We start from the raw sequence: 25,362 nt of genomic DNA on the forward strand, positions 1-25,362 counted from the left end.
CGGGAAGCCCTCCGCGGATGACCGGCCGGGCAGCCGTGTGGCACGCCGGCGAAAGGAGAAGAAACTAACAAGCACCCTTATGAATTTCGATCCCCGTCCCCGTATCATTCTTGAAGTGCACTCCGACGGCGCACAGAAAAGGACGGGACAACGTGGAGAGTTCGCCAAGCGATACGGCGGAGGTCTTGGGCGGCCGCTACCGTCTTGGCACAGTCATCGGCCGCGGCGGCACGGCGTCGGTCTACACGGCCAGGGATGAGAACCTCGGACGTGACGTAGCCCTGAAGCTGTTCGCTCCGCAGTCCGCCGATGCCGACGAGCTGAAGCGCCAGGAAGCCGAGATTGAACTGCTCGCCACCCTGAGCCACCCCAGCCTCGTGACGCTGTTCGACGCCGGAATCGACTCCCGGGTACCGGAGGAACCCCGCCCGTTCCTCACCATGGAGCTCCTCGACGGGCAGGATCTTCGGAGCAGGATCCGGCACAGCCCCGTTCCGCTGGACGAGCTGGCCGTGATTGGAGCAGGGATTGCCGACGCATTGGCTTACGTCCACAACCTGGGCATCATCCACCGGGACATCAAGCCGGCGAACATATTGCTGGTGCGGGTCCGGCCCGGCGAACCCCTCCGTCCCAAACTGACGGACTTCGGCATCGCTCGAATCGTCGATGGCACTCGCCTTACGGCCACCGGAACAATGGTGGGGACGGCGGCCTACCTCAGCCCGGAACAAGCTCGGGGCACCGACCTCGGGCCCGCCAGCGACATCTACTCGCTGGGACTCGTGCTGCTCGAATGCATCAAGGGGTCCGTTGAGTACCCCGGAAGCGCCATTGAATCAGCTGTCGCGCGCCTTCACCGGGCGCCGCAGATTCCCGCCGACCTGCCTGCTGAATGGGCCAAGCTGATCAGCTCCATGACGGCAATCGATCCCATGGACCGGCCGACGGCGGCAGAACTTGAGACCGTACTTCGGCATGCCTTGGTCTCCCCCGAGTCCGTTCCCGCGGTGATGGCCGAGGAGCCCACCCGAGTACTTCCCGCGCCGCCGTCGCGTCCGCCACTGCTGACGCCCGAGAACATTCAGGTTCCTGAAAACATCCAGGCAAGCGGCCAACACACGGTAGTCAGCACAGGAAATTTAGCGGAAGCCGAAGACACCCCAGCCCCCACACTGCTCAGACAACCGCCCCGGCCCCCGGGCCGCAAGCGCGGCAGCCGGGGCGGCAGCAATGACCGCAGGGGCAAGCTGGCTGCCGCTGCAGCGACGGCCATCGCGCTCCTGGTCGCCGCCCTCGCCCTTCTCTCCGTTACTCAACCTGCAACATCGGACCCCGTTCCCTATCCCGCCGTCACCGGGACCCTGGGCGAGCACCTGAACCAGCTACAGAGGAGCGTCGAACCATGAGGCCGTACGAGGTGCGCGGCCTTCGCCTACCGCAGCTTCCGCGTTGGAAAACGGCATTCGCGGCAGGGCTGGTTGCTGCCGCCCTGACCGGTTGCAGCCCGGCCGTCCCGGACCTCGATCCGGACGCGGCCAAGCAACTGCAGGCCAACGTACTGTCCGTGTCCCGCTCCGCCGCCGGCCAGGACGCCGCCGGAGCGCTGAAGTCCCTCGACGAGCTGGTCGCCCTGCTTGACGCTGCGGCGGCCGAAGGCCGGGTTTCCTTCAAGCGGCACCAAAGCATCATGAAGGCCGTTGATGCAGTGCGGGCAGACCTCGCGGCAGCCCAGGCCCAGGCGAAGGCTGAAGCCGAGGCCGCTGCAGCAGCCGAAGCCGCAGCTCAAGCGGCGGCCGCGGCTGCTGCAGCAGCCAGCGAAGCTTCACAGGCGGCCGTGCCGCCTGTGGTGGTGGCCCCGGAGCCGGCACCGGCGCCGGCGGGGCAAAACCCGGGGGGAGGCAAAGGCGAAAAAGGCAAGGACAAGGACGACTAATCGGGAAAGCTGTGCACGAAGCTGACGCCGGGATCCCGCCGTCGGACGCCTGCGCATTCCTCAGCAAGCTTACTATTTGCCTCGAATGCCGCTACGTTGGTTAAGCGGGCCCCAGGAAGCCCGCAGCGAGATCAGAACCCGAGATCAGAACCGCGGACCGTCCGGTCCGCAGCTGAAGGAGTGATGTGAGCATGGCAACTGTCCGGGAATCCATCAACGTGAATGTCCCGCTGAGCCAGGCCTACAACCAGTGGACCCAGTTCGAAGATTTTCCGCACTTCATGAGCGGTGTGGAGTCCGTCCGGCAGCTCGACGACACAACGGTGCATTTCCAGACCAGCATCGCCGGCGTCAAGCGCGAGTACGATGCCCGGATCACCGTCCAGGAGCCGGACCAGCAAATTACCTGGGAAAGTCTCGACGAACCCCGTAACGCCGGAACCGTGTGGTTCGAATCGCTCAATCCCACCGAAACCAAGGTCACGGTGGAGCTTGTCTGGGAGCCGGACACCGCCGTGGAAAAGGCCGGGGCAGCTGTCGGGATGGATTCCCGCCAGGTCGCCTCGGACCTCAAACGGTTTAAGAAGTTCATCGAGGAACGCGAAGTTGAAACAGGGGCCTGGCGGGAACGCGTCGGTCCCGGCGAAGCGGCGTCCGCTGCCACAACCGCCGTTCCCCTTGAGGAGGAAGTGGGCTACGACGCCACGCCTACGGAGCGTCCGATTAGCACAGATCCGGACATGGCCACCGAGCCGCCGTTCGGTAAGCACGTGGAGCGCTGACACCACCCAAACAAAGCGTTCGCAAAACGCCCCGCCTCCCATCAGGGAAGCGGGGCGTTTGCGTAGTGCCGTAGTGCTAGTTGGTGCCGTCGGGCTACTTGGCCAGTCCGGCCAGCACTTCCGTGAACTTAGCGGACGGACGCATCACCGCGGCAACCTTGGTGACGTCGGGGTGGTAGTAACCGCCGATGTCCACCGGGGAGCCCTGCACTGCGAGCAGCTCGGCAACAATGGTGTCCTCGTTGGAGGTCAGGGCGTCCGCGACGGCAGCAAAGTCGGCGGCCAGCTCGGCGTCGTCGGTCTGCTTGGCCAGCTCCTGCGCCCAGTAGGTGGCGAGGTAGAAGTGGCTGCCGCGGTTGTCGAGTTCACCGACGCTGCGGCGCGGGGACTTGTTCTCGAGCAGGAAGGTGCCGGTGGCCCGGTCCAGGGTGTCGGCGAGAACCTGCGCACGCTTGTTGCCCGTGGTGGTCGCCAGGTGCTCGAAGCTGACGGCGAGGGCCAGGAACTCACCCAGGCTGTCCCAGCGTAGGTGGTTTTCCTTCAGCAGCTGCTGGACGTGCTTCGGCGCGGAACCGCCTGCACCGGTCTCGAAGAGTCCGCCGCCGTTGATCAGCGGGACCACGGAGAGCATCTTGGCGCTGGTGCCCAGTTCCAGGATCGGGAAAAGGTCCGTGAGGTAGTCGCGGAGCACGTTGCCGGTGACGGAGATGGTGTCCTCGCCCATTCGGACGCGCTCGAGCGTGAAGGCCGTGGCCTTGACCGGGGACATGATTTCGATCTGCAGGCCCTCGGTGTCGTGCTCCTTGAGGTATTCCTTGACCTTGGCGATCAGGTTGGCGTCGTGGGCGCGCTCCTCGTCCAGCCAGAAGACGGCGGGGGTTTCGGAGGCACGGGCGCGGGTCACGGCCAGCTTCACCCAGTCGCGGATCGGGACGTCCTTGGCCTGGCAGGCACGCCAGATGTCGCCGGGGAAGACCTGGTGTTCGATCAGGACGGTGCCCTTGCTGTCCAGGAGCTGGACGGTGCCGGCGGACTGGATCTCGAAAGTCTTGTCATGGCTGCCGTATTCCTCCGCGGCCTGGGCCATGAGGCCCACGTTGGGAACGGTGCCCATGGTGGTGGGATCATAGGCGCCGTTGGCACGGCAGTCGTCGATGACAACCTGGTAGATGCCGGCGTAGCTGCTGTCCGGAAGGACTGCGAGGGTGTCGGCTTCCTTGCCGTCCGGGCCCCACATGTGGCCGGAGGACCGGATCATGGCAGGCATGGACGCGTCCACGATGACGTCGCTGGGAACGTGCAGGTTGGTGATGCCCTTGTCGGAGTCCACCATGGCCAGTGCGGGGCCCTCTTCCAGGCCCTTCTTGATGGCAGCCTGGACGCCTTCGCGGACCTCCTCGGGAAGCTCTTCGAGTCCGCCGACGATGGAGGCGAGGCCGTTGTTGGGGCTCAGCCCGGCCGCCGCGAGCTGCTCGCCATAGGTGTCGAACAGTTCGGCGAAGTAGGCCTTGACCACGTGGCCGAAGATGATGGGGTCGGAAACCTTCATCATGGTGGCCTTCAGGTGCGCGGAGAAAAGCACGCCTTCTTCCTTGGCGCGCGCAACCTGGGCTGCCAGGAATTCGTCCAGGGCGGCGGCGCGCATCACGGTGCCGTCAACAACTTCGCCGGCGAGAACGGGGAAGCCGCGCTTCAGGACCTTGACGGTGCCGTCTTCCTTGACCAGCTGGATCTTGAGGGTGTCATCGGCTTCGATGACCACGGACTTTTCGTTGGAGCGGAAGTCGTCGGCGCCCATGGTGGCCACGTTGGTCTTGGACTCCGGCGTCCAGGCGCCCATGGAGTGCGGGTTCTGGCGGGCGTAGTTCTTGACGGACAGCGGCGCGCGGCGGTCCGAGTTGCCTTCGCGCAGGACGGGGTTGACAGCCGATCCCTTGATCTTGTCGTAGCGCGAGCGGATGTCCGTCTCGGTGTCGGAGGAGGGGTTGTCCGGGTAATCCGGCAGGTCGTAGCCCTGGCCCTGAAGCTCGGCGATGGCTGCTTTCAGCTGCGGAATGGACGCGCTGATGTTGGGCAGCTTGATGATGTTGGCTTCCGGCTTCTTTGCCAGGTCACCCAGTTCGGCGAGGGCATCGGTGATCCGCTGTTCTTCAGTGAGGTAGTCGCCGAAAACGGAGATGATGCGGCCAGAGAGGGAGATGTCGCGGGTCTCCACTTCCACACCGGCAGTCGACGCGTAGGCCTCGACGATCGGCAAAAACGAGTAGGTGGCCAGCATGGGCGCTTCGTCAGTGTGGGTATAGATAATCTTGGCCATTGCTTGGGCGTCTCCTGAAGGTATACATACATCTGGAACTCTGGCGTTCGTTCAACATACTTAACTTACCCGAGCAGGGCGCCTTGGCACCTACCGGGGCCCTTCCGGGCCGTAGCATGACCGGCGCCGTTGTTGCGGGCGCAGTCGCCAGGAGGCCGGACCGCCGTTCCCGCCTGCGAAAAATACAAGAGTTGTGTATCTCTTTACAAAAATGTCACGGCTGGGTAGGTTCATCTCCAGCAGCGGCGGCCGCTATGTGAGGCCGCCGCATCACGACGGGTTAGGACGACCATGACGAAATCGAAGACTCTGGCCACGAGCCTCCTGAGCCTTTCCGCGGCCGCAGTGCTGGCAGTGTCCGCAGCCGGCGGCGCCATCGCCGCACCCGCTTCAAAGACCGCCGCACCCGCCTCAAAGCAGGACGGCGGGCAGGTCGCCAGCCAGTCGGTGGAGGGAACGAGTGCCGCCGCTTACTGGACCGCGGACCGCATGCGTGCAGCGCTTCCTGGCGATGTGCTGGCAGGCAAGGCGCTTCAGCGGGGCAACACATCGCCGGCCGTTGCCGTGGAAAAGGGTTCCAGCACCAAGATCGCCGGCAATGCCGGCAAGGGTAAGACTCCCCTCCATCTCGACGAGAGTCCCGTGTCCCACATTGGCAAAGTCTTCTTCAGCATGGGCAGCAACAACTACGTCTGCTCCGGCAACTCCGTGGCGTCCAACAACAAGAGCACGGTATCAACGGCCGGGCACTGCATAAATGAGGGCCCCGGCGCCTTCGTTACGAACTTCGTCTTTGTTCCCGCATACCTGGACGGTGCCGCGCCGTACGGCAAGTGGGCGGCCAAGGCCCTGTACGCCCCCACCCAGTGGAGCTCGGCCGGCGACATGCAGTACGACACCGGCTTCGCCGTCGTCTCGCAGCTGAACGGCCAGAACCTGGCCGATGTTGTCGGGGCCTCTGGGGTCCAGTTTAACGCCGCCCGCGGCCTGGCCTACAAGGCCTTCGGCTACCCCGCCGCCGCCCCGTTTGACGGCGCCTCCCTGGTGAGCTGCACCGGCACGGCCGGCAACGATCCCTACAACCCGCAGTTCCTGTCCCAGGGCATCCCGTGCGACATGACCGGCGGGTCCTCGGGCGGTCCGTGGTTCATCGGCAGCAGCTCGGGCGGCTACCAGAACTCGGTCAACAGCTACGGATACGGCAGCCGGTCCGACGTCATGTACGGACCGTACTGGGGTTCAGTCATCCAACAGGCGTACTCCAGTGCATCGTCCGCGAACTAACAACCCCGGCGCTCCGGATGACGATGCCGTAAGCCACAGCGACATCAGCCAGGCCCCGGAGGAGATCCTGGCCTACTGGACGCCTGAACGGATGGCCGAAGCGAAGCCCCGCGAGGTGCGGCTCCCGGAGCCAACGGCCAGCCCAGACGCTGACACGGGACCTGACGCCGGAACTGAAAAAGGCTGACTGAATTAACGACGACGGCGACCGTCCCCTTTCGGGGGCGGTCGCCGTCGTACTGCGGTTGGGCCCACGCCGCCCGGGTTCCCTGGCCGAGCGCAGCGAGGTTAGGGAGGCGGTTGGGCCCACGCCGCCCGGGTTCCCTGGCCGAGCGCAGCGAGGTTAGGGAGGCGGTTGGGACTAGTGGAAGAAGTGGCGCGCACCCGTGAAGTACATGGTGATGCCTGCAGCGTTGGCTGCGGCGATGACCTCGTCGTCCCGGACGGACCCGCCGGGCTGGACCACGGCGCGGACGCCTGCGTCGATGAGGATCTGCAGTCCGTCAGCGAACGGGAAGAACGCGTCCGAAGCAGCAACGGCACCCCGGGCGCGCTGGGGTGCGCCGCTGGCGTCGGCGTTGGAAGCACCGCCGGGGGCATCGCCCCCAACAGCACTGTCGGACTCAACCTTCACGCCCAGCGTGTTGGCGCGTTCCACGGCGAGCTTGCAGGAGTCCAGGCGGTTCACCTGTCCCATGCCGATGCCGACAGCGGCACCGTCGGCGGCGAGCAGGATCGCGTTGGACTTGGCGGCGCGGCACGCGGTCCAGGCGAACGCGAGGTCTGCCAGCGTGGCGGCATCGGCGGCGTCGCCGGCAGCGAGGGTCCAGTTGTCAGGATTGTCGCCGTCGGCGTCCACCTTGTCCGAGATCTGGACCAGCACGCCGCCGGAAACCTGGCGGATTTCGGCCGGGTAGCGGCCGTAGCCCTCCGGCAGGGACAGGAGGCGGATGTTCTTCTTCTTGGAGAGGATTTCCACGGCCTCCGGCTCGAAGCCGGGTGCGATGACCACTTCGGTGAAGATCCCGGCAACAGTGTTTGCCATGCCGGCGGTCACCGTGCGGTTGGCCGCGATCACGCCGCCGAACGCGGAAACCGGGTCGCAGGCGTGGGCCTTAGCGTGGGCGTCGGCGATCGGGTCGGCGGCATCGGCGGAACCGACTGCCACGCCGCACGGGTTGGCGTGCTTGATGATGGCCACGGCGGGCTCGGCAAAGTCGAATGCGGCGCGGAGGGCGGCGTCGGCGTCCACGAAGTTGTTGTAGCTCATGGCCTTGCCGTGGATCTGGTCGGCCTGGGCGATGCCCGCCGGGGCTGCCTTGTCCACGTAGAGCGCGGCCTGCTGGTGCGGGTTTTCGCCGTAGCGGAGGACCTCCGAGCGTTCCAGTGCGAGGCCCGCGTACGCGGGCCAGTCGATGACGCCGTCGCCGTCTTCGTCCAGGAACTGGCTGGCGGTCCAGGTGGCCACCGCGTTGTCGTAGGTGGCGGTGTGGGCGAAGGCCTTGGCAGCCAGGCGCTGGCGGGTCTTCAGGTCGAAGCCGCCCTCGGCGGCAGCCCGCACAACATTGCCGTAGAACGTGGGGTCAACCACGATGGTGACGGCGGCGTGGTTCTTCGCCGCGGAGCGCACCATGGCGGGGCCTCCGATGTCGATCTGCTCCACGACCTCGTCCTGGGCGGCACCGGACTTGACGGTTTCGACGAACGGGTACAGGTTGACCACCACGAGGTCGAACGCTTCGATCTCCATGCCGGCCAAGGTTTCCATGTGGGCCGGAACGCGGCGGTCAGCCAGGATACCGCCGTGGACGCGCGGGTGGAGCGTCTTGACGCGGCCGTCGAGCATTTCCGGCGAGCCGGTGACTTCCTCGACCTCCTGCACCGGAATGCCTGCTGCGGCGATCTTCTTCGCCGTGGAGCCGGTGGAGACGATCTTGACGCCAGCTTCATGCAGGCCCTTCGCGAGCTCCTCCAGACCGGTCTTGTCGTAGACCGAGATCAGGGCTCGGCGGATGGGAACACGGTCTAGCTGCGTAAAGCTCACAAAGGTCTCCGTCTTTTGACACGGTGGTTGCCGCGGTTGGTGGGGATGTGGCCAGTTTATCGCGTCCGGCGGACTGCCATTCGTGCATGCCTCCAGCACGCCGGAGTGTGAAGGGCTGCCCGCGGATCCAGCCCGGCAACGTAGAGTTTTCCCAGGAGGCCGAGATGAATACTTACACCACTGTGCCCAGCGGCGAACAGGTGGTCCAGGAACTGCCGTGGCGGTGGAAAGTCCAGGGCCGGATCTTCCTGATCGGCGGTCTGGGCTTTATGTTCGACGCGTGGGACGTGACGCTCAACGGGATCCTGATTCCGCTGCTGTCCACGCATTGGGCGCTGACTCCCGGCGATGCCGCCTGGATCGGCACGGCAAACCTTATCGGCATGGCGCTGGGGGCGTTTGCCTGGGGGACCATCGCGGACACCATCGGCCGCAAGAAGGCGTTCACGGCAACCCTCCTGATTTTCTCCCTGTTCACGGTCCTGGGCGCTTTCTCCCCCGATTTCATCTGGTTCTGCGTGTTCCGGTTCATGGCCGGTTTCGGTCTGGGCGGCTGCATCCCGGTGGACTATGCGCTGGTGGGCGAGTTCACGCCGCGGAAGCAGCGCGGCAGGGTCCTGACCGCCATGGACGGCTGGTGGCCGGTGGGTGCCGCCCTGTGCGGCTTCATTTCAGCCTGGCTGGTTGCGGCCTTCGCGGACTGGCGGCTGACCATGCTGGTGATGGTGCTGCCGGCGTTGCTGGTGTTCTGGGTCCGGCGGAGCGTGCCGGAGTCTCCCCTGTTCCTCATCCGCAAGGGCCGCCGGGAAGAAGCGGCCAAGGTCATCGACGATCTTGTCCAGGCCACAGGCGCCGAGCCGCGCGCCTACAGCCTCCCTGAAGCCCAGGACGCGCCGCGGCTCTCCGCAGGCAGCGCCTGGCTGCAGCTGGTCCGTGTCTGGCGTTTCAACTGGAAGATCACTGCCGCCGCCTGGTCCCTGTTCTTCAGCATCCTGCTGGTCTACTACCTGTCCCTGACCTGGATGCCCCGGATCCTGATCAGTGCGGGGTTCGCTGAATACAAGGCCTTCCTGACGACGGCGGGGATGGCCGCCGTCGGACTCCTTGGCGTGGTGGTGGCCGCGGTGCTGGTGGAGCGCGTCGGCCGCAAATGGATCCTGGCTGTCACCGGCCCGCTGTCCGCACTGACCCTGGTGATCGTGGCGGTCGTGGTGGACATCCCGTCGGCCGCGGTGTTCTGGCTGCTGGTGTTCGGCTTCGTCGTGCAGGTGGCCATTCCCGTGCTGTATGCCTACGTCTCCGAGCTCTACCCGACGGACCTGCGCGGCTCGGGCTTCGGCTGGGCATCGACGTTCTCCCGGCTGGGTGCAGGCTTCGGTCCGCTCATTTTTGCCTCCGTGCTGTGGCCGCAGCTGGGCCTGGCAACATCGTTCGCGCTGGCGGGCGGCCTGGTGCTGCTGTCCGTGCTGTGGATGGCGTTCTTCTCCCCCGAGACCAAGCAGCGGACGCTCGAGTAGGCCGAGCCGCAGCCACTAGCGCTGGGCGGACCTGGCTGCGGCGGCTCCGGAATGCTGCGGCGAGGCCGCGCCGGACGTGCTCAGAAGAGGCGACGCCGAGCCAGGCGCTCACTTGACCTCCCCCGGCGCCAGCCCAGCAGGCGCGAAGGCGACAGGCTGGGTGTCGAAGACGACGGCGTGGGGCGGACCCGCCTTAGACCGCGCCAGGCCGCAGGCATTGCTCATAGAACGCGGCAGAACGTTCCAGATTGCTTACCTGCAATGAAATGAAATCGAGCCCAATGACGCCATGATGCTTCCCTTCTCGTATGTCAGTGGATTGACATGGCCATGCTATGTCAGAATATTGACATGAAACAAGGTGGAGACGGTTTGGATCTGGACAGCTCGCTCGGGTATCTGCTCAAACAAGCGCACAGCGCACTCCGGGCAGCCATGGACGCCGCCCTTAGACCACTCGGGACGACCGTCCCGCAGTACGCCTGCCTTGAGCTACTGGCCCAACGACCGGGGCTGTCCAACTCCGACCTTGCCCGGGGTGCCTTCGTAACCAGGCAATCGATGAACGTTCTGCTCCAGGCACTCGAGCGCGATGGCTTAGTCTCCCGTCCGGAACGCCCCGTTGCAGGCAGAACCCTCCCCGTGGAGCTCACTGCTGCCGGCCTCAAGCAGTTGCACGCCGCCAGCTCTGCCGTTAATTCCGTCGAAGAGAAGATGCGCCAAGGACTCGACCCGAACGAGCAAACGCAGCTGCGCCAGCTGCTCGCCGCCTGTACCACGGCCCTTGAGAAGCCTTGATCGCGGTCGGAAGGTAGGGACAGTTTGGGTGGGGCTACGCGGCGGCGAGCTGCCCCAGGGTCGAGACCAGGAGCCGGCGCTCCACGACCTTGATCCGTTCGTGCAGGGTTTCTTCCGTGTCGTCGTCGCGGATGGCCACGGCTTCCTGGGCGATGATGGGGCCGGTGTCCACCCCGGCGTCGGCCCAGTGCACGGTGCAGCCGGTGACCTTCACGCCGTATGCCATGGCGTCGCGGACACCGTGGGCGCCCGGAAAGGCCGGCAACAGGGCGGGGTGGGTGTTGAGGTATTTGCCGTCGAACGCGTCGATGAACTCGGGGCTGACGATCCGCATGAAGCCGGAGGACACCACCACGTCAGGCTTGTACTCGGCCACGGCGTCCGTCAGGGCCGCATTCCAGTCGGCCCGGTCCGCATACGCCTTGAAGTCCACCACGAACGTCGGGATTCCGGCGGCGGCCGACCGTTCCACCCCGTAGGTTCCCGGCCGGTCTGCGCCGACGGCGGCGATTTCCACGTCCAGCTCGCCCGCCTTGACGGCGTCGATGACAGCCTGGAGGTTGGAACCGGTACCGGACACGAGGACAACGATGCGCATGGCTCTAGCTTATGGGGCCGCTCGCGTAGGCTGGAAAACATGAACCCCCCGAAGGATCCCGCAGGTCCCCAGCAGGCCCGGCACCCCCTCAGCGAAGCCGCGAAGACCTCCCTCCTGAAGACGCACAACCTGTTCCGCAGTTTTGTCGTTGCCGTCCTGGGCTCCTTCTTCGTCTACCAGCTGGACATCAACTTCCTGTGGCTGAGCTCCATCCTCACGGCCGCAAGCATCGCGCTCGGCATCATCCTGCTGATCCGGGCCGCCAAGCTGAAGGAATCCAAGCTGGTCCTTTTCGGGACGATTTCCGGACTGGTGGTCTCAGCGGTGATGGTGCTGCTGATCATGGTCTCCGCGGTGTTCTTCAACCAGGTCCGGGATTTCCAGCAGTGCGCGCGCAATGCACTCACCCAGCAGGCCACGACGCAGTGCCAGACGCAGCTGGAGAAGTCACTCCCCGCCCAGCTCCGCTAGGCGCCCGCTCCAATAAGCAGTAATGCCCGACGCCGGGACCTCCTACGGCTTGGCGGCCTCGAGATCCGCTTCGCGCAGCTTCTGCCGGCGCTCCAGCCAGGGACCGGCCGCATAACCGATAACGACGCCGATGCCCACTTCCGCGGCCACCCACAGCGATGTGCCCAGCGGGTCCGGGCCGATGTCCGTGAGGCGGCCGATCCCGGCCGATCCGCGGGCAAACCAGGCAAGGCCGCCCGCCATCGCTCCGGCCGCGCCGCCGATGAACGCGCCGAGCACCAGGGTGGAGGCGGCGGCGGTGAACCAGCGGACACGGAGCTTGATGGACAGCCACTCATCGAAGTGGTTTTCGCCTTCGCGCAGGAACCACCAGCCGGCCAGCGCACCGGCGAGGGCGGGCACCACCAGCGCCACGAAGCCGAAGTCCAGCGACCCGGACGGCAGAGCGGCGAACACCGGGATGGACGGCAGCGGGCCGACGGCGGTTCCCAGCGGGCCGGCCTGCGACCCGACGCCCAGGGCGAAGCCGGAGCCGGACGTCCAGGCGAGCGCAAAGACGGCCAGGTTGGGGAGGAACCCGAGCTGCGCGATGGTGAGCACGGCACCGCCCATCGCGCCGGCGTCGAGCCCTTCATACACCGCGATCACGCGGTCCCAGTGGATAAAGAGGTCCACCGCGAGCAGCGCAGCGGACATGGTGAAGGACGCCATCAGTGCCACGAATCCGGCTTTGATCGCGGAACCCAGGTAGGAACCGGCCCAGCGGGAATGCTGGCTGGTCCGGGCAATCCAGTCCACGGCGTCGACGCCGATGAGCCGGCTCCAGGACCCCGCCTCGCGCCGGGCGCCCACCACCATGCCCAGGCCGAACGGGATCAGCGGCAGCAGCCCGGCGAACCATAGGAAGATGGCGACATCGTCGGTGCGGCACACGAAGCCCGTGGCCATGCCGAATCCGGCGTATACCAGCCAGGAACCGAGCAGCGCCTGCCAAAGCTGGTCCGTGTAGGAAGCGCGGGCCAGGCGCCGGCCCGCCCGCCACGCGAGCAGGAACGGGATCAGCGTCAGGCCCAGCGGGATCAGCGAAAGGGTGCCCGATTCCGGCTGCGCCGCGGCCTCTCCGGCCACCATTGTCAGGTGCAGCGGCACGCCGTGGATCAGCAGCCACGCCTGGCCGCCGAGCCGGGCCAGGGCGTCGAAGTTGTTGTTCTGGAATCCCGCCGTGGCCCACACCGCAACGATGGGCGCCAGCACCACCAGCGCGGAAATGACCGCCGCCTGCGCCGACTCGAGCGCTCCCTGCAGCCATAACGGCATGGGAATGCCACGGTCTCCGGTCTGATCAGCGCGCAGTTTCATCGTGTTCCATGGTGTCACGGGAGGCGCCCCGGGCCCGTCTGCGACAGGCTCAAACCCCGGAGTTACCAGCGCCTTTAGTTGTCGATAGTGACAGGCCGGCCAAGCCTGCCGCTGTGCAGAAGTCCCCTTGCCCCAGCGCTTTTTTGATTACCCAGCCGTAAAATTGGATTGTCCGCAATCAGTGGTTGGAGGCAGAAAAATGACTACCGCATCCCCACATGCACATGGCGTTCACTTTGGTCGTACAGATGTCCAGAACGTCGGCATGGGTGTTGGTATCGTCCTGATGTTGGTGGGTGTCCTGGGATTTATCCCCGGCATTACCCAGCAGTACAGCGAACTGAGGTTCCTGGGACCCGATTCGCACGCCATGTTCCTTACCCTGTTCCAGGTATCCATGCTGCTGAACATCGTGCAGCTGGTCATCGGAGCAACAGGCTGGGCAATGTCCCGCAGTGGAATGGGCGCTCGGAACTTCCTCATGGGCTTTGGTGCGCTGTACATCGTCCTCAGCATCTTCGGGCTCAGTGTCGGAGTAGATTCGGCGGCCAATTTCCTGTCGCTGAACACTATGGATAACTGGACCCACATGGTGCTGGGTGTGCTGATGATTGGCGCCGGCTGGATCCTCTCGAGGCATCTGGCCGAGGACCGCAGGTAACCCGGATCGCGTAGCCGGGACATAAGGAGCCGCTAATGAGGAACACTTCATAGCAATCTGAAATGTATTAACCACCGGTTGGTGCAGTTGCCCTGCGTAGTCGCAGGCGGCTGCACCAACTTTTTGCGTTGAAGGCACGACGCCGGTGCTCAAGTGCCCGTTCGCGCTGAACGGCCGAATACCGGCCGGGCTCTGGACTCTTGGGCAGGGGCCAATCAGACTATCTACAACAGCTGCCCCGGCAGGCCGGAATTACCCGCATTTCGACCGGCCGGGAATGAACAGCTGCATTTATTGGGGCTTTACCGCGATGCCTGTTCCACACCCTTGAAAGGACCTGGTCATGCCGGACTTGTCAGCATTCTTCCCGCTTATTGCCACCCTCCTGGGGGTGCTTTTTGCCGTTGCTTTTATATGGGTGGCAGTAAAACTGATGTGGAAGGTGGCTGAACCCAACGAGGCCCTCATCATCTCCGGCCTGACCCGCGGAAACCTTGAAACCCGGGCTGGAATGGACTTCAAGATCGTCACCGGCAAGGGCGCGCTGGTTCTTCCCGGCCTGCAGACGGTGCGAACTTTGTCGCTCACCCTGAATGAAACCGAGCTCAAAGTTTCCTGTGTTACTTCACAGGGCATCCAGGTGATTGTGGAAGGCGTGGTCATTTACAAAATCGGCGACGCCCCGCCCTTCATCGCAAATGCGGCCCGGCGCTTTCTGGGCCAGCAGCCGAAAATGGAAAGCCAGGTGTACAACGTCTTTGAGGGCCACCTCCGCTCGATCATCGGCAGCATGACGATGGAAGAAATCATCCGTGAGCGGGACAAGCTCGCCTCGCAGGTCCGCAGCGCCAGCGGCGTGGAGATGGAAAAGCTCGGCCTGGTGGTGGATTCACTCCAGATCAAGGACCTGCAGGATCCCACCGGGTACATCCAGAACATCGCGAAGCCGCACATTGCCCAGGTGAAGATGGAGGCCCGCATCGCCGAAGCGACCAGGAACCGCGAAGCCGCGGAGAAGGAAGCGGAGGCCTCGGCGCTCATAGCTGATGCGCAAAGCGTGTCTGCCATCAGGCAGTCGGTGGCGCAGGCCAACGCCGAACGGGCCAAGGCCAACGCAGCGCAGGCCGGCCCGCTCGCGGACGCAACGGCACGTCAACAGGTGGTGGTCCAGGAAACCGAAGTGGCAAAGCTTGAAGCGGACCGCGAAGAGCAGAAGCTCCAAACCAGCATCCGCAAGCCCGCCGATGCCAAAGCCTACGCCAAGCGTACGGACGCCGAAGGCCAGAAGGCCGCGGACATCAGTGCCGCCGAGGCGCTGGCCCGCCGTACCGAACTGGAAGCCCAGGTCAATGCCCGGCGGACGGAACTGCAGGCGCAGGCCAATGCCACCGCTGCTGCGGCCGCGGCCGGTGCCACCAAGGTGACCGGCGAGGCGGAAGCCGCGGCCACGAGGGCCCGCGGTGACGCTGCCGCATCCGCCATCAAAGCGAAGGCTTTGGCGGAGGCCGAGGGCATCAAGGCCCGGGCCGAGGCACTTGCCAGCAACCAGGACGCGGTCATTTCGCAGCAGCTGGCGGAGAACATGCCTGCCATTATCGCCGCGGCAGCCGAGCCGTTCTCGCACGTGGGCCAGATGACGGTGCTGAACGGCGGCGAAGGGGTCAACCGGATGCTCGGCGGCATCCTCGCCCAGGTGGGTGACTATCTCCCAGCCCTCTCCTCCGCCCTCAAGAACTCACGGAAAAACCCCACGCAGGGCGACGGCAGGGTCCCGAGCCAGCCGCCGAAGGGCACCGATGCGCCGGGACGTTGACCGGAGCCTAACGGGCAAAATCGGGCGGGTGACGGGGCGCATCGGCCCCGGCACCATCGGCGAAGTCATGCTGCCGTACCTGGGCGGCATCATGGCCTTCCACGCCCACCCCTTCGACAAGGCCAGTGTGATTCCGGTGGGCGAGGAAGTGCTGGTCATCTATTTTGAGCCACCGCAGACGGTCTACGTTGAAGAACTGCCGGAAATTCTGAGGCACGACGGCCATCGGTAAGTCACGCTGCACCGCCCGGAGCGTCTCGCCGGGATCAGAACCGCCAGACTGAGTACGGAACGCTGGGCAGGTTGCCTGCCATCCACGGCCGGTCGGATTCCTCCCGCGGAAGGAACCCGCGGCCGTCGCGCACGACGACCACCACCGTCCCGATCACTCCCCACAGGGCAACGACGGCTAGAAGAATCAGGACCACCACGATTGACCCGGACATCTCTGGAACACCTCTGATACCAATCTTACGGCGGTTTGTTCCTGCCGCTGTTGCTCTCACGCCAAGGAGCCCGGCTGCCTACTGATCCGGGCCGTCCCGCTACAAGCGCGAAGGTATGGACGGGCTGGCGCCCCGGGCGTATCCTGATTTTCCATTGCCACTGGGGGGTGATCTGGATGGGCAGCACTTTGCGTGGTCGTTGCCGCAGTGTCCTGCGCCCATTCATGCTCGCCGCCCTCCTCACCTTCGCCTGGCTCGTTTGGGCCGCAGGCTCCGCGAGCGCTGCCTCCAACGACTCCGGCTCGCCGGGCACGCCGGGCACGCCGGGCACGCCGGGCACGCCGGGGCAGGCTAGCGTTTCCGTACTTCAGGAAACCTCCACCACCCTTCAGGCAATTCAGGATCTTTCCGTTCCGGTCGCCGCTGTGCCGTCTCCGGTCTCCAGCACAGCGGCGGTCGCCGTCGCCCCCGTTGTGACTGTGCTCGGCGACGGCGTGAAGGTTGTTACGACGCCGGTGGTCCGGTCCGACTCGGCGCCAGGCAACACACTGCCGGATGCGCTGCCCGCGGAAGCGGTGACTGACGGAGTCACCGGTGCGGTGGGAGGCACCGGTGACGCTGTGGTTCCGGTGGTGGATCCACTCGCTCCCGGGTTGCCCGACGTCGAGGTTCCCACAGTCCCGGTTCCAACGCTGCCCGTTCCCACAGTTCCGCTACAACTGCCCGACACTGTCGTCCCGGGGCGTTTACCTGGCCGCGAATTGTCGCCGTCGGCCTTTGATGCCTTACCCGTGGCACACGCCAGCGGGGGCATCGATAGATTGGTCGGGGCGGGCACGCAAACCACCCAGCGCCCCACGGGCGCCTCACAGCAGGTGCGTTCAATTTCGCCCATGGAGTTCCTGGCGAATACGCACAGATTCCACGCGCTGGCTGCCACCATCACCCACGTTGCTTCCGCCGCGCCCACGCCCGGAAGTGCGCCGTGGACCGGCGACGCACTTCGGTTTGCCGCTGTCCCCAACCACTCCGGGTCCGCGTCCGGTGGCGCAGGCAGCGCCGGCGCAGACGCCGCCGACGTCGGCGGTTCATGGAACGCGCAGCACGATGCCCGGAGCGCCCTCGCAACGGACGCGGCTGAGACTGTGGCCGCAGGCCCGTCATTTGATCCGGGGTCTTCCCCCGACTGAGCAGGTCACCTCTGTCCTCTTTTAGGCAGAGCAAGGCCTTTCGACGCCATCGGCGTACGGAATCACAACTCAGTCAGGAGAAAAGTCATGTCCTTCAACACCCAGCTCTTTAGTACCGCCCCGACGTCCCGCTCAGCATCTGCCCGTGCCCGCATCGGCAACTGGCCCGACCCCATGCAGAACCGCATCGGCAACTGGCCCGACCCCATGAACGCCCGCATCGGCTGGTGGCCCGACGCCGTGGGCCGGGCGGGTTCGGCGGCCGGCCGCTGACCGGGAGACGTCCGGGCCCTGTCCCGCGCTTGCCTGGGGGTAGCGCGGGGCAGCGTCCGGCGCAACGCGCAATCGGAAGTTCCGGCGTCGAACCGGGAAGGTGCGGCGTTAACCCAAGCTTCTCTTCCCGGTAAGGCCGCCTCCCCCTCGGCGCAACACGCTCCGCGCACCGTGGAGGGGTGAGGATCGCAATTGTCGCTGAATCATTTCTGCCGCTGATGAACGGGGTTACGCACTCCATCCTTCGGGTGCTGGAGCATCTGCAGGACCGGGGCGATGAGGTCTTGGTGGTTGCCCCGTCGACCCAGGACACAGAGGTCCTGGATGAGGTGAACGGCGCGTTTGTGCACCGGCTTCCGTCGGTGCCGCTGGCGGGCTACACGAACGTGCGGGTGGCGTTAGGCGGTGTGAACCGGGTCAAGCGAATCCTTGCCGATTTCGCGCCCGACGTTGTCCACCTCGCGTCCCCGTTCGTCCTCGGCTGGCGGGCGGTGCAGGCGGCACATCAATTGGGAATCCCCACCGTTGCCATTTACCAGACCGAGGTCCCCGGTTACGCGGCGCGCTACGGGGTGCCGTTCATGGAGAACTGGGCCTGGAACCGGGTGGAGAACATCCATCTGATGGCTTCCCGGACGCTGGTGCCGTCCACTTTCGCGCTGAACCAGTTGCGCGGCCGCGGAGTACTGCGGGTGGACATGTGGCGGCGCGGTGTGGATACCGCGCGGTTTGCGCCGGGAAAGCGCGACGACGCGTGGCGGGCGTGTGTGGCCCCCGGCGGCGAGCGCATCATCGGTTACGTCGGCAGGCTGGCCGTTGAAAAACAGGTGGAGGACCTGGCCGTGCTGGCTGACGTGCCGGGTTCGCGGCTGGTGATCGTCGGCGACGGACCGCAGCGGGAAGCGCTGCAGGAGGCCCTCCCGAACGCCGTCTTCACGGGCTTTCTGGGCGGTGAGCAGCTGGCCACGGCGGTGGCCTCCTTCGACCTATTCGTGCATCCGGGAGAATTCGAGACGTTCTGCCAGACCATCCAGGAGGCCATGGCATCGGGTGTGCCAGTGGTGGCCACGGGGCGCGGCGGCCCGCTGGACCTCGTGGAGAATTCCCGCACCGGCTGGCTGTACAAACCTGGCGATCTGGCCGGGCTCCGTGCCCACGTGATGGACCTGATGGGCGACGACGCCAAGCGCCGCGCGTTCGCGGCGGCAGCGCACGCGTCGGTCCAGGGGCGGACGTGGCCGGCGCTCAGCGCGGAGCTGGTGAGGCATTACCGGGAAGTCATGGCCGGCGAACCGGTGGTTGAGCCGGGCGGGACCGGACAAGGAGCAACCGCACGAGGAGCAACGCTGTGAAAATTTCAGTGATCGGCTGCGGGTACCTGGGTGCCGTGCACGCCGCAACCTTGGCGTCGATGGGCCACACCGTGGTGGGGATCGACGTCGACGCCGCCAAAGTGGAGCAGCTGGCCGGCGGCTTCGCCCCGTTCTTTGAGCCTGGCCTGGACGAGCTCCTGCAGGACGGCCGGGCCACCGGCCGCCTGACGTTCTCCACGGATTTCGCCGACGCGGCCGGCGCCCGGGTGCATTTCCTCTGCGTGGGCACGCCGCAGTCTAAAACGTCCGACGGCGCCGACCTCAGCTACCTGCTGGCGGCCACCGACAGTCTCCTTCCCCACCTGGACCGGGGCGCCGCCGTCGTGGGTAAATCAACGGTTCCCGTGGGAACCGTCGCGATGCTGGAAGGCATCCTCTCGGGACGTCCTGAGGTGCTTCTCGCCTGGAACCCGGAGTTCCTGCGGCAGGGCACCGCGGTGAAGGATTCCCTGGTACCGGACCGCCTGGTCTACGGCGTGCCGGGTGGAAAGACTGCCGCGTTTGACCGTCCCGAAGGATCCGGCCGCGGCGTGACGGCGGTCCTCGATGCCGTCTACGAGCCGCTGCTGCGAGCCGGGGTCCCGCGGCTGGTATGCAACTTCGCCACCGCGGAACTGATCAAATCGGCGTCGAACGCGTACCTGGCCACGAAAGTCAGCTTCATCAACGCGATGGCCGAGCTGTGCGACGCGTCCGGCGCGGATGTCACCGAACTCAGCGAAGCGATGGGCCTGGATCCCCGCATCGGCAGCCGGTACCTGCACGCCGGGCTGGGATTCGGCGGCGGCTGCCTGCCCAAGGACATCCGCAGCTTCCGGACGCAGGCCGCAACACTCGGTGTCGGTTCCGTGGACGAGTGGATGGGCGTGGTGGATGGGATCAACCTGGGCCAGCGGTCGCGGACCGTGGAGATTGCCCGGGAGCTGTGCGGCGGATACCTGAGCGGACGGACGGTGACTGTGCTGGGGGCTGCCTTCAAGCCGGACACGGACGACATCCGGGACTCCCCCGCCCTGGACGTCGCCTTGCAGCTGGCAGCGGCCGGCGCCCACGTGACCGTGACGGATCCGAAGGCGGTCAACAACGCTTGGATGCGGTACCCGCAGCTGCGGTTTGAAACGCATACGGACCGGGCACTCGAGGGCGCCGAGCTCCTGCTCCTGCTGACCGAATGGGACGAATACTGCGCGCTCTCGCCCGCCGTTGTCGGAGACCAGGTCCGACGGCGGACGGTGCTGGATGCACGCAACGTGCTGGACGCTGCACTCTGGCAGGCGGAAGGCTGGACGGTACGCGGCCTGGGGACGGGCTCTGGTGTTGGCGCTGTTTCTGTCCGGGCGGAAGCCATCCCCTAGCCCGCACTGGAGATTGCCCGGGTTCGGCGCCCCCGTCTTAAAGAATTTTTGCCGGAGCTCTGGCACCAAGTTATAAGCATGCTTATTATATTGGCAAAGGCAAGCAGCACCCGAGGCATTGACGTCAGGGATTGACGATCGATGCCTGCGGATGGGCGCCGGGAGAATATATGCGGCACGTCGCAGTCAGACTTTTGTTGGCCTCCGCAGTGGGCGGCTTGGTTTTTCTGAGGCGTGGGCCCGCGGGGCTGGCTGGCGGGCCGTCCAGGCACGCGGGCTGGCGAAGTTAATTGAAAACGGACCCCGTCCAGCGGGGCGATTAGATGATGGGGGCGAGTCCCGGTGGAACAGGCGACGATCGTCAGTTACGGCTTCGGCTACATAGCGGCGATGTTCGCTGCATTCCTGGTATTGCTGCCTGTATTGCTCCCGTGCCTCCTGCTCCTGCTGCTGGGCGGCGCACTGCAGCTGCTGTTTTCCGGGCTGCGTCTTATTGCCCTGGGCATCTACCGGTACGCTGTCCGGCTGCTGCACAGCATTGCCGAGGCGCTCAGGTCGTGGATGGATAAGAGTCACGGGAGCCGCGGCGGTCGCCGTCTTCCAATGCACTGATCCCCCGGGCGCGGGCGGGTCGGCGCCCTGAGGGATTGGCCTATTGCGAGAGGATCGATCGTGATCACGGTTGTTGTTATCGACATGCAGAACGCCTACTTTGAGGACCCGGCACTGGGTCGACGTCGGGATGAACTCGTCGAGGCGTGCAACGAACTCATCGGTGCCGCCCGCAGCAGGGGCGTAAACGTCCTGCTCGTGAAAACAGAGCACGAGAGGGACAAATCGACCTGGACGCTGAACATGCTTGAGGACGACCAGGGGTTTATCTTTCGGGGCTCGGAGCAGGCGGACTTTGTTCCCGGGCTCATAACCGCCGATTTGCCCCAGCTGGTCAAAACCCGGGATAGCGCCTTTCTGGGAACCGACATCCTGTGGCGGCTTCGCAACTGGGAGTCGGACACCGTCGTCCTCGCCGGAGTGTCCACGCACAACTGTGTCGCCCAAACAGGGGCAGACGCGTTCGGCCACAACATCAGGGTTGTTTATGCCGCCGACGCCACCGGATCGGAAGATGGCGAATCGGCCGAGGCGCTGTTGTCCATCCTGTCCCGGGAGTACCGGCAGGCAGCGCTGAGCCATCCCGAGATCGAAAAGCTCCTCGACGAACGCTAACAAGGAACGGGATTCCCCGTGTGACAAGCGGTCCTGATCTTTGCGCTCTATGATGTGCGGAGGGGAGGACATTCTATGGAATTTTCGCGGTCTCATAATGAATTTGCGGTGCTCTGATGGCGGCGCTCGATGGTAGCCAGGAACCGTACCCGGTATCCGGCGACGATTCCACGGCCATCATTGATTCACTGCCTGATGCCCTTTTGGTGCTTTCCGAAAACGGCACCGTCATGCTCATGAACCGGGCCGCCGAACGGATGTTCGGTTATCAGCGCGGGGAGCTTGTAGGGCAGGACCATCGGATCATACTCGCCGGGGGATACCGGATGGGAGTCCGGCGCCTGTTCAGAGCCCTCCTCCGCGACGGCCCGGAGTACGGCTACAGCTCGCCGTTCGACGCCTTCGGGCTGAGGAAGGACGGTACCGAGTTCAAGGGCGAGGTGGCATGCGCGCTCCTGGACACCGCCGCCGGCCTATGCATGTCGGTGTCGGTACGTGCCACGCAGCATCGGGAGACGCCCGACGATGGGCTTCGCGAAGCGATGTCGCTGCTCAGTGCAACCCTCGAGTCCACGGCTGACGGGATCCTCGTCGTCGATACCGACGGTCAGATTGCCGGTGTAAACGAGCAGTTCGTGTCGATGTGGGGCATTCCGCGCGATCTGCTGGCCACCCACGATGATGATGCGGTGATCGGCTTCGTGCTCGGGCTCCTCGAAGATCCGCAGGGATTCCTGGACAAGGTCCTGGACCTCTACGCCCACCCGCTCGCCGAGAGCAATGACATCCTCAAATTTATCGACGGCAGGACCTTCGAGCGGTACTCCCGCCCGCAGAAGGTGGCGGACAAGATGGTGGGCCGCGTTTGGAGTTTCCGCGACGTCACTCCCCGGCTGACCGCGCAGGACCAGGCGAAGCGCGCCATGGCCGATCTCGCCGAGCAGGCGGCACAGCTGAAGGCGTTGGCCTTCCAGGACCCGCTGACCGGGCTGGCCAACCGCAAGCTGTTCCATGACCAGCTGGCTGAAGCGCTCCGCAGCGACCGGGCCGTCTCCGTGGACGTCCTGCTGCTGGACCTGGACGACTTCAAGGAGGTCAACGACATCCTCGGCCACCATGCGGGCGATGAAATGCTGACCGAAGTAGCGCGCAGACTCCGTTCCTGTGTCCGGCCCGACGATACTGTGGCCCGTTTGGGCGGGGACGAATTTGTGGTGCTTCTGACGGCATCGCCGGAACCGGACGCAGTTGCGGAGCGGATCGTTGCCTCGCTGAACGTTCCGATGTGGATTGACGGCACCATGCTCCGCCCCAGTCTCAGCCTTGGCCTGGCTTCAGTGTCACAGGAAACCGTGGAGGGGTCGGAGCTGCTCCGGCAAGCCGACGTTGCCATGTATGCAGCGAAGGCGGCCGGCAAGAACCGGTACATGCGGTTCGAGCCCGACATGATGACGGCCTTGGTACAGCGCACCGACATGGAGGCCGGCCTGCGGACGGCCGTTGAGAACAGCGAAATCTTTGTCCACTACCAACCCGTCATCTCGCCCGCGCTAGGCGAGGTGGTCCAGTTTGAAGCCTTGGCCCGCTGGAAACAGGACGGGGAAATGGTACCGCCCGCACAATTCATCCCCACTGCGGAGCGCAGCGGCCTCATTTCGTCCGTCGGCATGCAGGTCATGCGGCACAGTTTCACCGAGCTGAAACCGTGGCTGGCCGCCGATGCCACCCGGTCCGTTGCGGTCAACGTCTCCGGAGTACAGCTGAAGGACTGCAGATTCGCGGATACCGTGCTGCGGCTTGCCGCCAGCTGCAGCACGGATCCGCGGCAGCTGGTCCTGGAGGTCACCGAGAGCGTGTTCTTCGACCCCGATGCGCACGTGATCAGCCAGCTAAGTGTGCTCCGTGACGCCGGGGTACGTGTGGCGCTGGACGACTTCGGCACCGGTTACTCTTCGTTGGGCCGGCTGCAGGAACTACCCGTGGATGCGGTGAAGATCGACCGTTCCTTCGTCTCCATGGTCCGCACCGGCGCTGAGAAACTGCCGATCCTGAACTCCATGATTAACATGGCGCACAGTCTGGGCCTGACCGTCACAGCAGAAGGAATCGAAACCGGTCCCCAGGCCAGCTATCTAACCAACCTGAACTGCGACTCGCTGCAGGGCTATCTGTTTTCCCACCCCGAACCTGAGTCCGGATTGGAGCTCGCACTACTGCGCTCAGCGGACGCCATTGATGAACTGAGAGGCGTCCGACTCGAAGGGTGACCCCTCTGACGCAGACTAACCTCCGGGTCCCCCGACCACATCAATTCCGGTCTGGTCATAGCAGGCCTGCCGCAGCGCCGCGAGGTAACCCACAGCTTCCGCCGACGGCGGCTTATCGCTGGGATAGAGGATCTGGCCCCACAGAATCCGTGTGGCGATGCCGGACTGGACCCGGATTTCCGGCGGGGCGGCTGCTGTAGCCTGCTCCAACGGCGTCATGGCTTCCTTGGCTGAAACACGGCCTTCGTTGAGGACCTTGAAACCCTGTTTCCACACCGTACAAACTTCCTCGACGGTCATGGTGGGAGCCGCCGGCGTCGGCTCTTCACTGGGCCGTGGAGGGGACGCGTCTGCGGACGCTTCTACGGGTATCGAACACCCGGCCAGACCCAGTACGGCAACAATGCCAAGCACAGCAATTGGCGTCTTCATGCTTCCCCCTCACAGCGAATGTCATCACGCTATGAGGGCCTGGGTGCCACTGGAATGGGGAGCCCGGGCTATGTGGAGAACCGGGTCCGCTCCGTGCTGACGAAGGTTTCACTGCGCTCCCAAAGCTGCTGGGCCAGGCCGGCGTCGTAGGCCTGCTTGTTTGCCTTGGCGAGAGCACGCTTGGCGTAATACCCGCCGGAGACCCAGTCCTGCCCCGGTTTGGAGTTCACGAGCCACACAAGGGTGTCCGCGCCCTGCTCAGCAGTAAGCATGAAGCGCTTGATGAATGTCTTGTAGGCGAAGCGGAACCAGCTGGTCGATTCTGCCGCGAAGTTGGTGGCAACACCGCCCGGGTGGAATGCGGCAGTCGAGATGCCGGCAGTGTTGTATCGGTGATGAAGCCCCGTGGTGAAGAGGATGTTTGCGAGCTTGGCGGTGCCGTAGGCCCGGTTGGTTGAGTACTTGCGCGCTGCGTCCAGGTCGTCAATGTCGATGTGTCCGAACCCGTTCGCTGCGCTCGAGGTATTGATGACGGTCGCCTTGCTTGCCGTCAGGACGTCCATCAACTCGTTGGTCAGCAGGAACGGCGCCAGATGGTTTACCTGGAAGGTCTTCTCGTGGCCGTCGACGGTGAGCTCCCGCTTGCCCATGATGCCGCCCGCGTTGTTTACCAGGACGTCGATCCGCGGGTACGTCTCCTTCAGCTGGGCGGCCAGTGCCCGCACCCGGGACAGATCGGCGAAGTCGCAGACAAAGTAGTCGGCACCAATCTCCCGCGCCACTGTCTGAGTCTTTTCCGCCGATCGCCCGACGACAACAATCCGGTCCCCCGCCTTCGCTAAGGTTCGCGCGGCTGAGGCGCCGATACCGTCGCTTGCTCCCGTGATGACGATGGTTCGTGCAGTCATAGAAGTTCTCCCGGATCAGTAGTTGAGCTGCCGATACTTGGCGCACCGAAACCCGATGAGTACAACGAAGCCCACCCCGCCGGCGTTCCTCTCCCCGACGCTCTCTCACTACCTGCCGGGTTTCCCCCGACGCTCTCTCACTTTGCGACCTGCAGTGCGGTCGTATGGTTTTCTGAGACAGCTTGATGGGAGCTTCACTTCAGATGACGACGCCTAGAAGAAAATATGATGCTGCGTTCCGTGAGGAAGCGGTGCGCCTGGTTTTATCCTCGGATCGTTCGGTGAAACAGGTTGCCGAGGAGATCGGGGTG

Annotated in this window: 26 protein-coding genes and 1 pseudogene; 19 read left to right on the forward strand and 8 right to left on the reverse strand. The window is 65.1% G+C overall.

Annotation, left to right across the window (positions count from 1 at the left end; translation table 11 throughout):
* Window positions 1-152 precede the first annotated feature (152 nt).
* From J7I92_RS10255 to J7I92_RS10265, 3 genes are all read left to right on the forward strand, one after another.
* The gene (locus tag J7I92_RS10255) at window positions 153-1,409 is read left to right on the forward strand and encodes a serine/threonine-protein kinase (RefSeq protein ID WP_214840086.1); all 1,257 of its coding nucleotides are present in this window, start codon (window positions 153-155) and stop codon (window positions 1,407-1,409) included.
* On the forward strand, window positions 1,406-1,936 hold the full coding sequence (locus J7I92_RS10260) for a mucin-associated surface protein (RefSeq protein ID WP_251039683.1): 531 nt from the start codon (window positions 1,406-1,408) through the stop codon (window positions 1,934-1,936). The genes J7I92_RS10255 and J7I92_RS10260 overlap by 4 nt, the downstream gene beginning before the upstream one ends.
* A gap of 191 nt (window positions 1,937-2,127) precedes the next feature.
* Window positions 2,128-2,718 (forward strand): SRPBCC family protein, encoded by a 591-nt coding sequence (locus J7I92_RS10265; RefSeq protein ID WP_214840208.1) that lies wholly within the window; start codon window positions 2,128-2,130, stop codon window positions 2,716-2,718.
* Between the two features lie 94 nt (window positions 2,719-2,812).
* Here J7I92_RS10265 and J7I92_RS10270 read toward each other — a convergent pair whose 3' ends face one another.
* The gene (locus J7I92_RS10270; RefSeq protein ID WP_214840087.1) at window positions 2,813-5,035 is read right to left on the reverse strand and encodes an NADP-dependent isocitrate dehydrogenase; all 2,223 of its coding nucleotides are present in this window, start codon (window positions 5,033-5,035) and stop codon (window positions 2,813-2,815) included.
* 291 nt (window positions 5,036-5,326) lie between these two features.
* Between J7I92_RS10270 and J7I92_RS10275 the strand changes: the two genes are divergently transcribed.
* Entirely contained in the window at window positions 5,327-6,319 is a 993-nt protein-coding gene (locus J7I92_RS10275) for a serine protease (RefSeq protein ID WP_214840088.1), read from the forward strand.
* A complete protein-coding gene (locus J7I92_RS10280; protein WP_214840089.1) occupies window positions 6,300-6,506 on the forward strand; it encodes a hypothetical protein in 207 nt (68 codons plus the stop codon). Before J7I92_RS10275 ends, J7I92_RS10280 begins: the two co-directional genes overlap by 20 nt.
* 174 nt (window positions 6,507-6,680) lie before the next feature.
* Here the strand turns inward: J7I92_RS10280 and purH are convergent, their stop codons facing one another.
* Window positions 6,681-8,363 carry a bifunctional phosphoribosylaminoimidazolecarboxamide formyltransferase/IMP cyclohydrolase gene (purH, locus tag J7I92_RS10285; protein WP_214840090.1) on the reverse strand — a complete coding sequence of 561 codons (1,683 nt, stop codon included), beginning with the start codon at window positions 8,361-8,363 and terminating at the stop codon, window positions 6,681-6,683.
* A gap of 164 nt (window positions 8,364-8,527) precedes the next feature.
* On the opposite strand from purH, the gene J7I92_RS10290 reads away from it, so the two are divergent.
* Window positions 8,528-9,880: an MFS transporter gene (locus J7I92_RS10290; protein WP_214840091.1), complete on the forward strand. Its 1,353-nt coding sequence runs from the start codon at window positions 8,528-8,530 to the stop codon at window positions 9,878-9,880.
* 120 nt (window positions 9,881-10,000) lie between these two features.
* Here the strand turns inward: J7I92_RS10290 and J7I92_RS23855 are convergent.
* Window positions 10,001-10,163, reverse strand: a pseudogene (locus tag J7I92_RS23855) (VOC family protein); the annotation flags it as partial.
* A 68-nt stretch (window positions 10,164-10,231) separates the two neighbouring features.
* On the opposite strand from J7I92_RS23855, the gene J7I92_RS10295 reads away from it, so the two are divergent.
* Entirely contained in the window at window positions 10,232-10,678 is a 447-nt protein-coding gene (locus J7I92_RS10295; protein WP_214840093.1) for a MarR family winged helix-turn-helix transcriptional regulator, read from the forward strand.
* Between the two features lie 34 nt (window positions 10,679-10,712).
* Here J7I92_RS10295 and purN read toward each other — a convergent pair whose 3' ends face one another.
* Entirely contained in the window at window positions 10,713-11,276 is a 564-nt protein-coding gene (gene purN, locus J7I92_RS10300) for a phosphoribosylglycinamide formyltransferase (RefSeq protein WP_214840095.1), read from the reverse strand.
* 39 nt (window positions 11,277-11,315) lie between these two features.
* Here purN and J7I92_RS10305 point away from each other — a divergent pair, with 39 nt between their 5' ends.
* Complete coding sequence (locus J7I92_RS10305; protein WP_214840098.1) at window positions 11,316-11,747, forward strand: hypothetical protein; 432 nt, start codon at window positions 11,316-11,318, stop codon at window positions 11,745-11,747.
* Between the two features lie 42 nt (window positions 11,748-11,789).
* Here J7I92_RS10305 and J7I92_RS10310 read toward each other — a convergent pair whose 3' ends face one another.
* Window positions 11,790-13,106: a DUF6350 family protein gene (locus tag J7I92_RS10310; RefSeq protein WP_214840100.1), complete on the reverse strand. Its 1,317-nt coding sequence runs from the start codon at window positions 13,104-13,106 to the stop codon at window positions 11,790-11,792.
* A gap of 199 nt (window positions 13,107-13,305) precedes the next feature.
* Here J7I92_RS10310 and J7I92_RS10315 point away from each other — a divergent pair, with 199 nt between their 5' ends.
* The 3 genes from J7I92_RS10315 (at window position 13,306) to J7I92_RS10325 (ending at window position 15,812) form a co-directional block, all read left to right on the forward strand.
* Entirely contained in the window at window positions 13,306-13,767 is a 462-nt protein-coding gene (locus tag J7I92_RS10315) for a DUF4383 domain-containing protein (protein ID WP_214840102.1), read from the forward strand.
* Between the two features lie 343 nt (window positions 13,768-14,110).
* A complete protein-coding gene (locus J7I92_RS10320; RefSeq protein WP_251039684.1) occupies window positions 14,111-15,580 on the forward strand; it encodes a flotillin family protein in 1,470 nt (489 codons plus the stop codon).
* Complete coding sequence (locus J7I92_RS10325) at window positions 15,564-15,812, forward strand: hypothetical protein (protein WP_214840104.1); 249 nt, start codon at window positions 15,564-15,566, stop codon at window positions 15,810-15,812. Before J7I92_RS10320 ends, J7I92_RS10325 begins: the two co-directional genes overlap by 17 nt.
* A 34-nt stretch (window positions 15,813-15,846) precedes the next feature.
* On the opposite strand, the gene J7I92_RS10330 is transcribed toward J7I92_RS10325, so the two are convergent.
* On the reverse strand, window positions 15,847-16,026 hold the full coding sequence (locus tag J7I92_RS10330) for a hypothetical protein (RefSeq protein WP_214840106.1): 180 nt from the start codon (window positions 16,024-16,026) through the stop codon (window positions 15,847-15,849).
* Between the two features lie 224 nt (window positions 16,027-16,250).
* Here J7I92_RS10330 and J7I92_RS10335 point away from each other — a divergent pair, with 224 nt between their 5' ends.
* The 7 genes from J7I92_RS10335 to J7I92_RS10365 all read left to right on the forward strand — a co-directional run bounded on the left by J7I92_RS10335 (window position 16,251) and on the right by J7I92_RS10365 (window position 23,711).
* The gene (locus tag J7I92_RS10335; RefSeq protein ID WP_214840108.1) at window positions 16,251-17,216 is read left to right on the forward strand and encodes a hypothetical protein; all 966 of its coding nucleotides are present in this window, start codon (window positions 16,251-16,253) and stop codon (window positions 17,214-17,216) included.
* Between the two features lie 87 nt (window positions 17,217-17,303).
* Window positions 17,304-17,489, forward strand: coding sequence for a hypothetical protein (locus J7I92_RS10340; RefSeq protein WP_214840110.1), 186 nt, complete (start codon window positions 17,304-17,306; stop codon window positions 17,487-17,489).
* Window positions 17,490-17,668: 179 nt separating this feature from the next.
* Entirely contained in the window at window positions 17,669-18,841 is a 1,173-nt protein-coding gene (locus tag J7I92_RS10345; protein WP_214840111.1) for a glycosyltransferase family 1 protein, read from the forward strand.
* Window positions 18,838-20,217 carry a UDP-glucose/GDP-mannose dehydrogenase family protein gene (locus J7I92_RS10350; protein ID WP_214840112.1) on the forward strand — a complete coding sequence of 460 codons (1,380 nt, stop codon included), beginning with the start codon at window positions 18,838-18,840 and terminating at the stop codon, window positions 20,215-20,217. Before J7I92_RS10345 ends, J7I92_RS10350 begins: the two co-directional genes overlap by 4 nt.
* Window positions 20,218-20,559: 342 nt before the next feature.
* Window positions 20,560-20,829: a hypothetical protein gene (locus tag J7I92_RS10355; RefSeq protein ID WP_214840113.1), complete on the forward strand. Its 270-nt coding sequence runs from the start codon at window positions 20,560-20,562 to the stop codon at window positions 20,827-20,829.
* Window positions 20,830-20,889: 60 nt separating this feature from the next.
* Complete coding sequence (locus J7I92_RS10360) at window positions 20,890-21,444, forward strand: cysteine hydrolase family protein (protein WP_214840114.1); 555 nt, start codon at window positions 20,890-20,892, stop codon at window positions 21,442-21,444.
* A gap of 116 nt (window positions 21,445-21,560) precedes the next feature.
* Entirely contained in the window at window positions 21,561-23,711 is a 2,151-nt protein-coding gene (locus tag J7I92_RS10365; RefSeq protein ID WP_214840116.1) for a bifunctional diguanylate cyclase/phosphodiesterase, read from the forward strand.
* Between the two features lie 15 nt (window positions 23,712-23,726).
* Here the strand turns inward: J7I92_RS10365 and J7I92_RS10370 are convergent, their stop codons facing one another.
* Together J7I92_RS10370 and J7I92_RS10375 are read right to left on the reverse strand one after the other, a co-directional pair.
* Window positions 23,727-24,143: a hypothetical protein gene (locus J7I92_RS10370; protein ID WP_214840117.1), complete on the reverse strand. Its 417-nt coding sequence runs from the start codon at window positions 24,141-24,143 to the stop codon at window positions 23,727-23,729.
* Window positions 24,144-24,211: 68 nt separating this feature from the next.
* Window positions 24,212-25,051 (reverse strand): SDR family NAD(P)-dependent oxidoreductase, encoded by an 840-nt coding sequence (locus tag J7I92_RS10375; protein ID WP_214840120.1) that lies wholly within the window; start codon window positions 25,049-25,051, stop codon window positions 24,212-24,214.
* 203 nt (window positions 25,052-25,254) lie between these two features.
* Here J7I92_RS10375 and J7I92_RS24560 point away from each other — a divergent pair.
* Window positions 25,255-25,362 (forward strand): transposase (locus tag J7I92_RS24560; protein ID WP_396020369.1); only part of this gene is annotated, 108 nt, incomplete at its 3' end.

Origin of the sequence: Arthrobacter sp. ISL-72 (assembly GCF_018613755.1) — a bacterium.
Classification (GTDB): Bacteria; Actinomycetota; Actinomycetes; order Actinomycetales; family Micrococcaceae; genus Arthrobacter.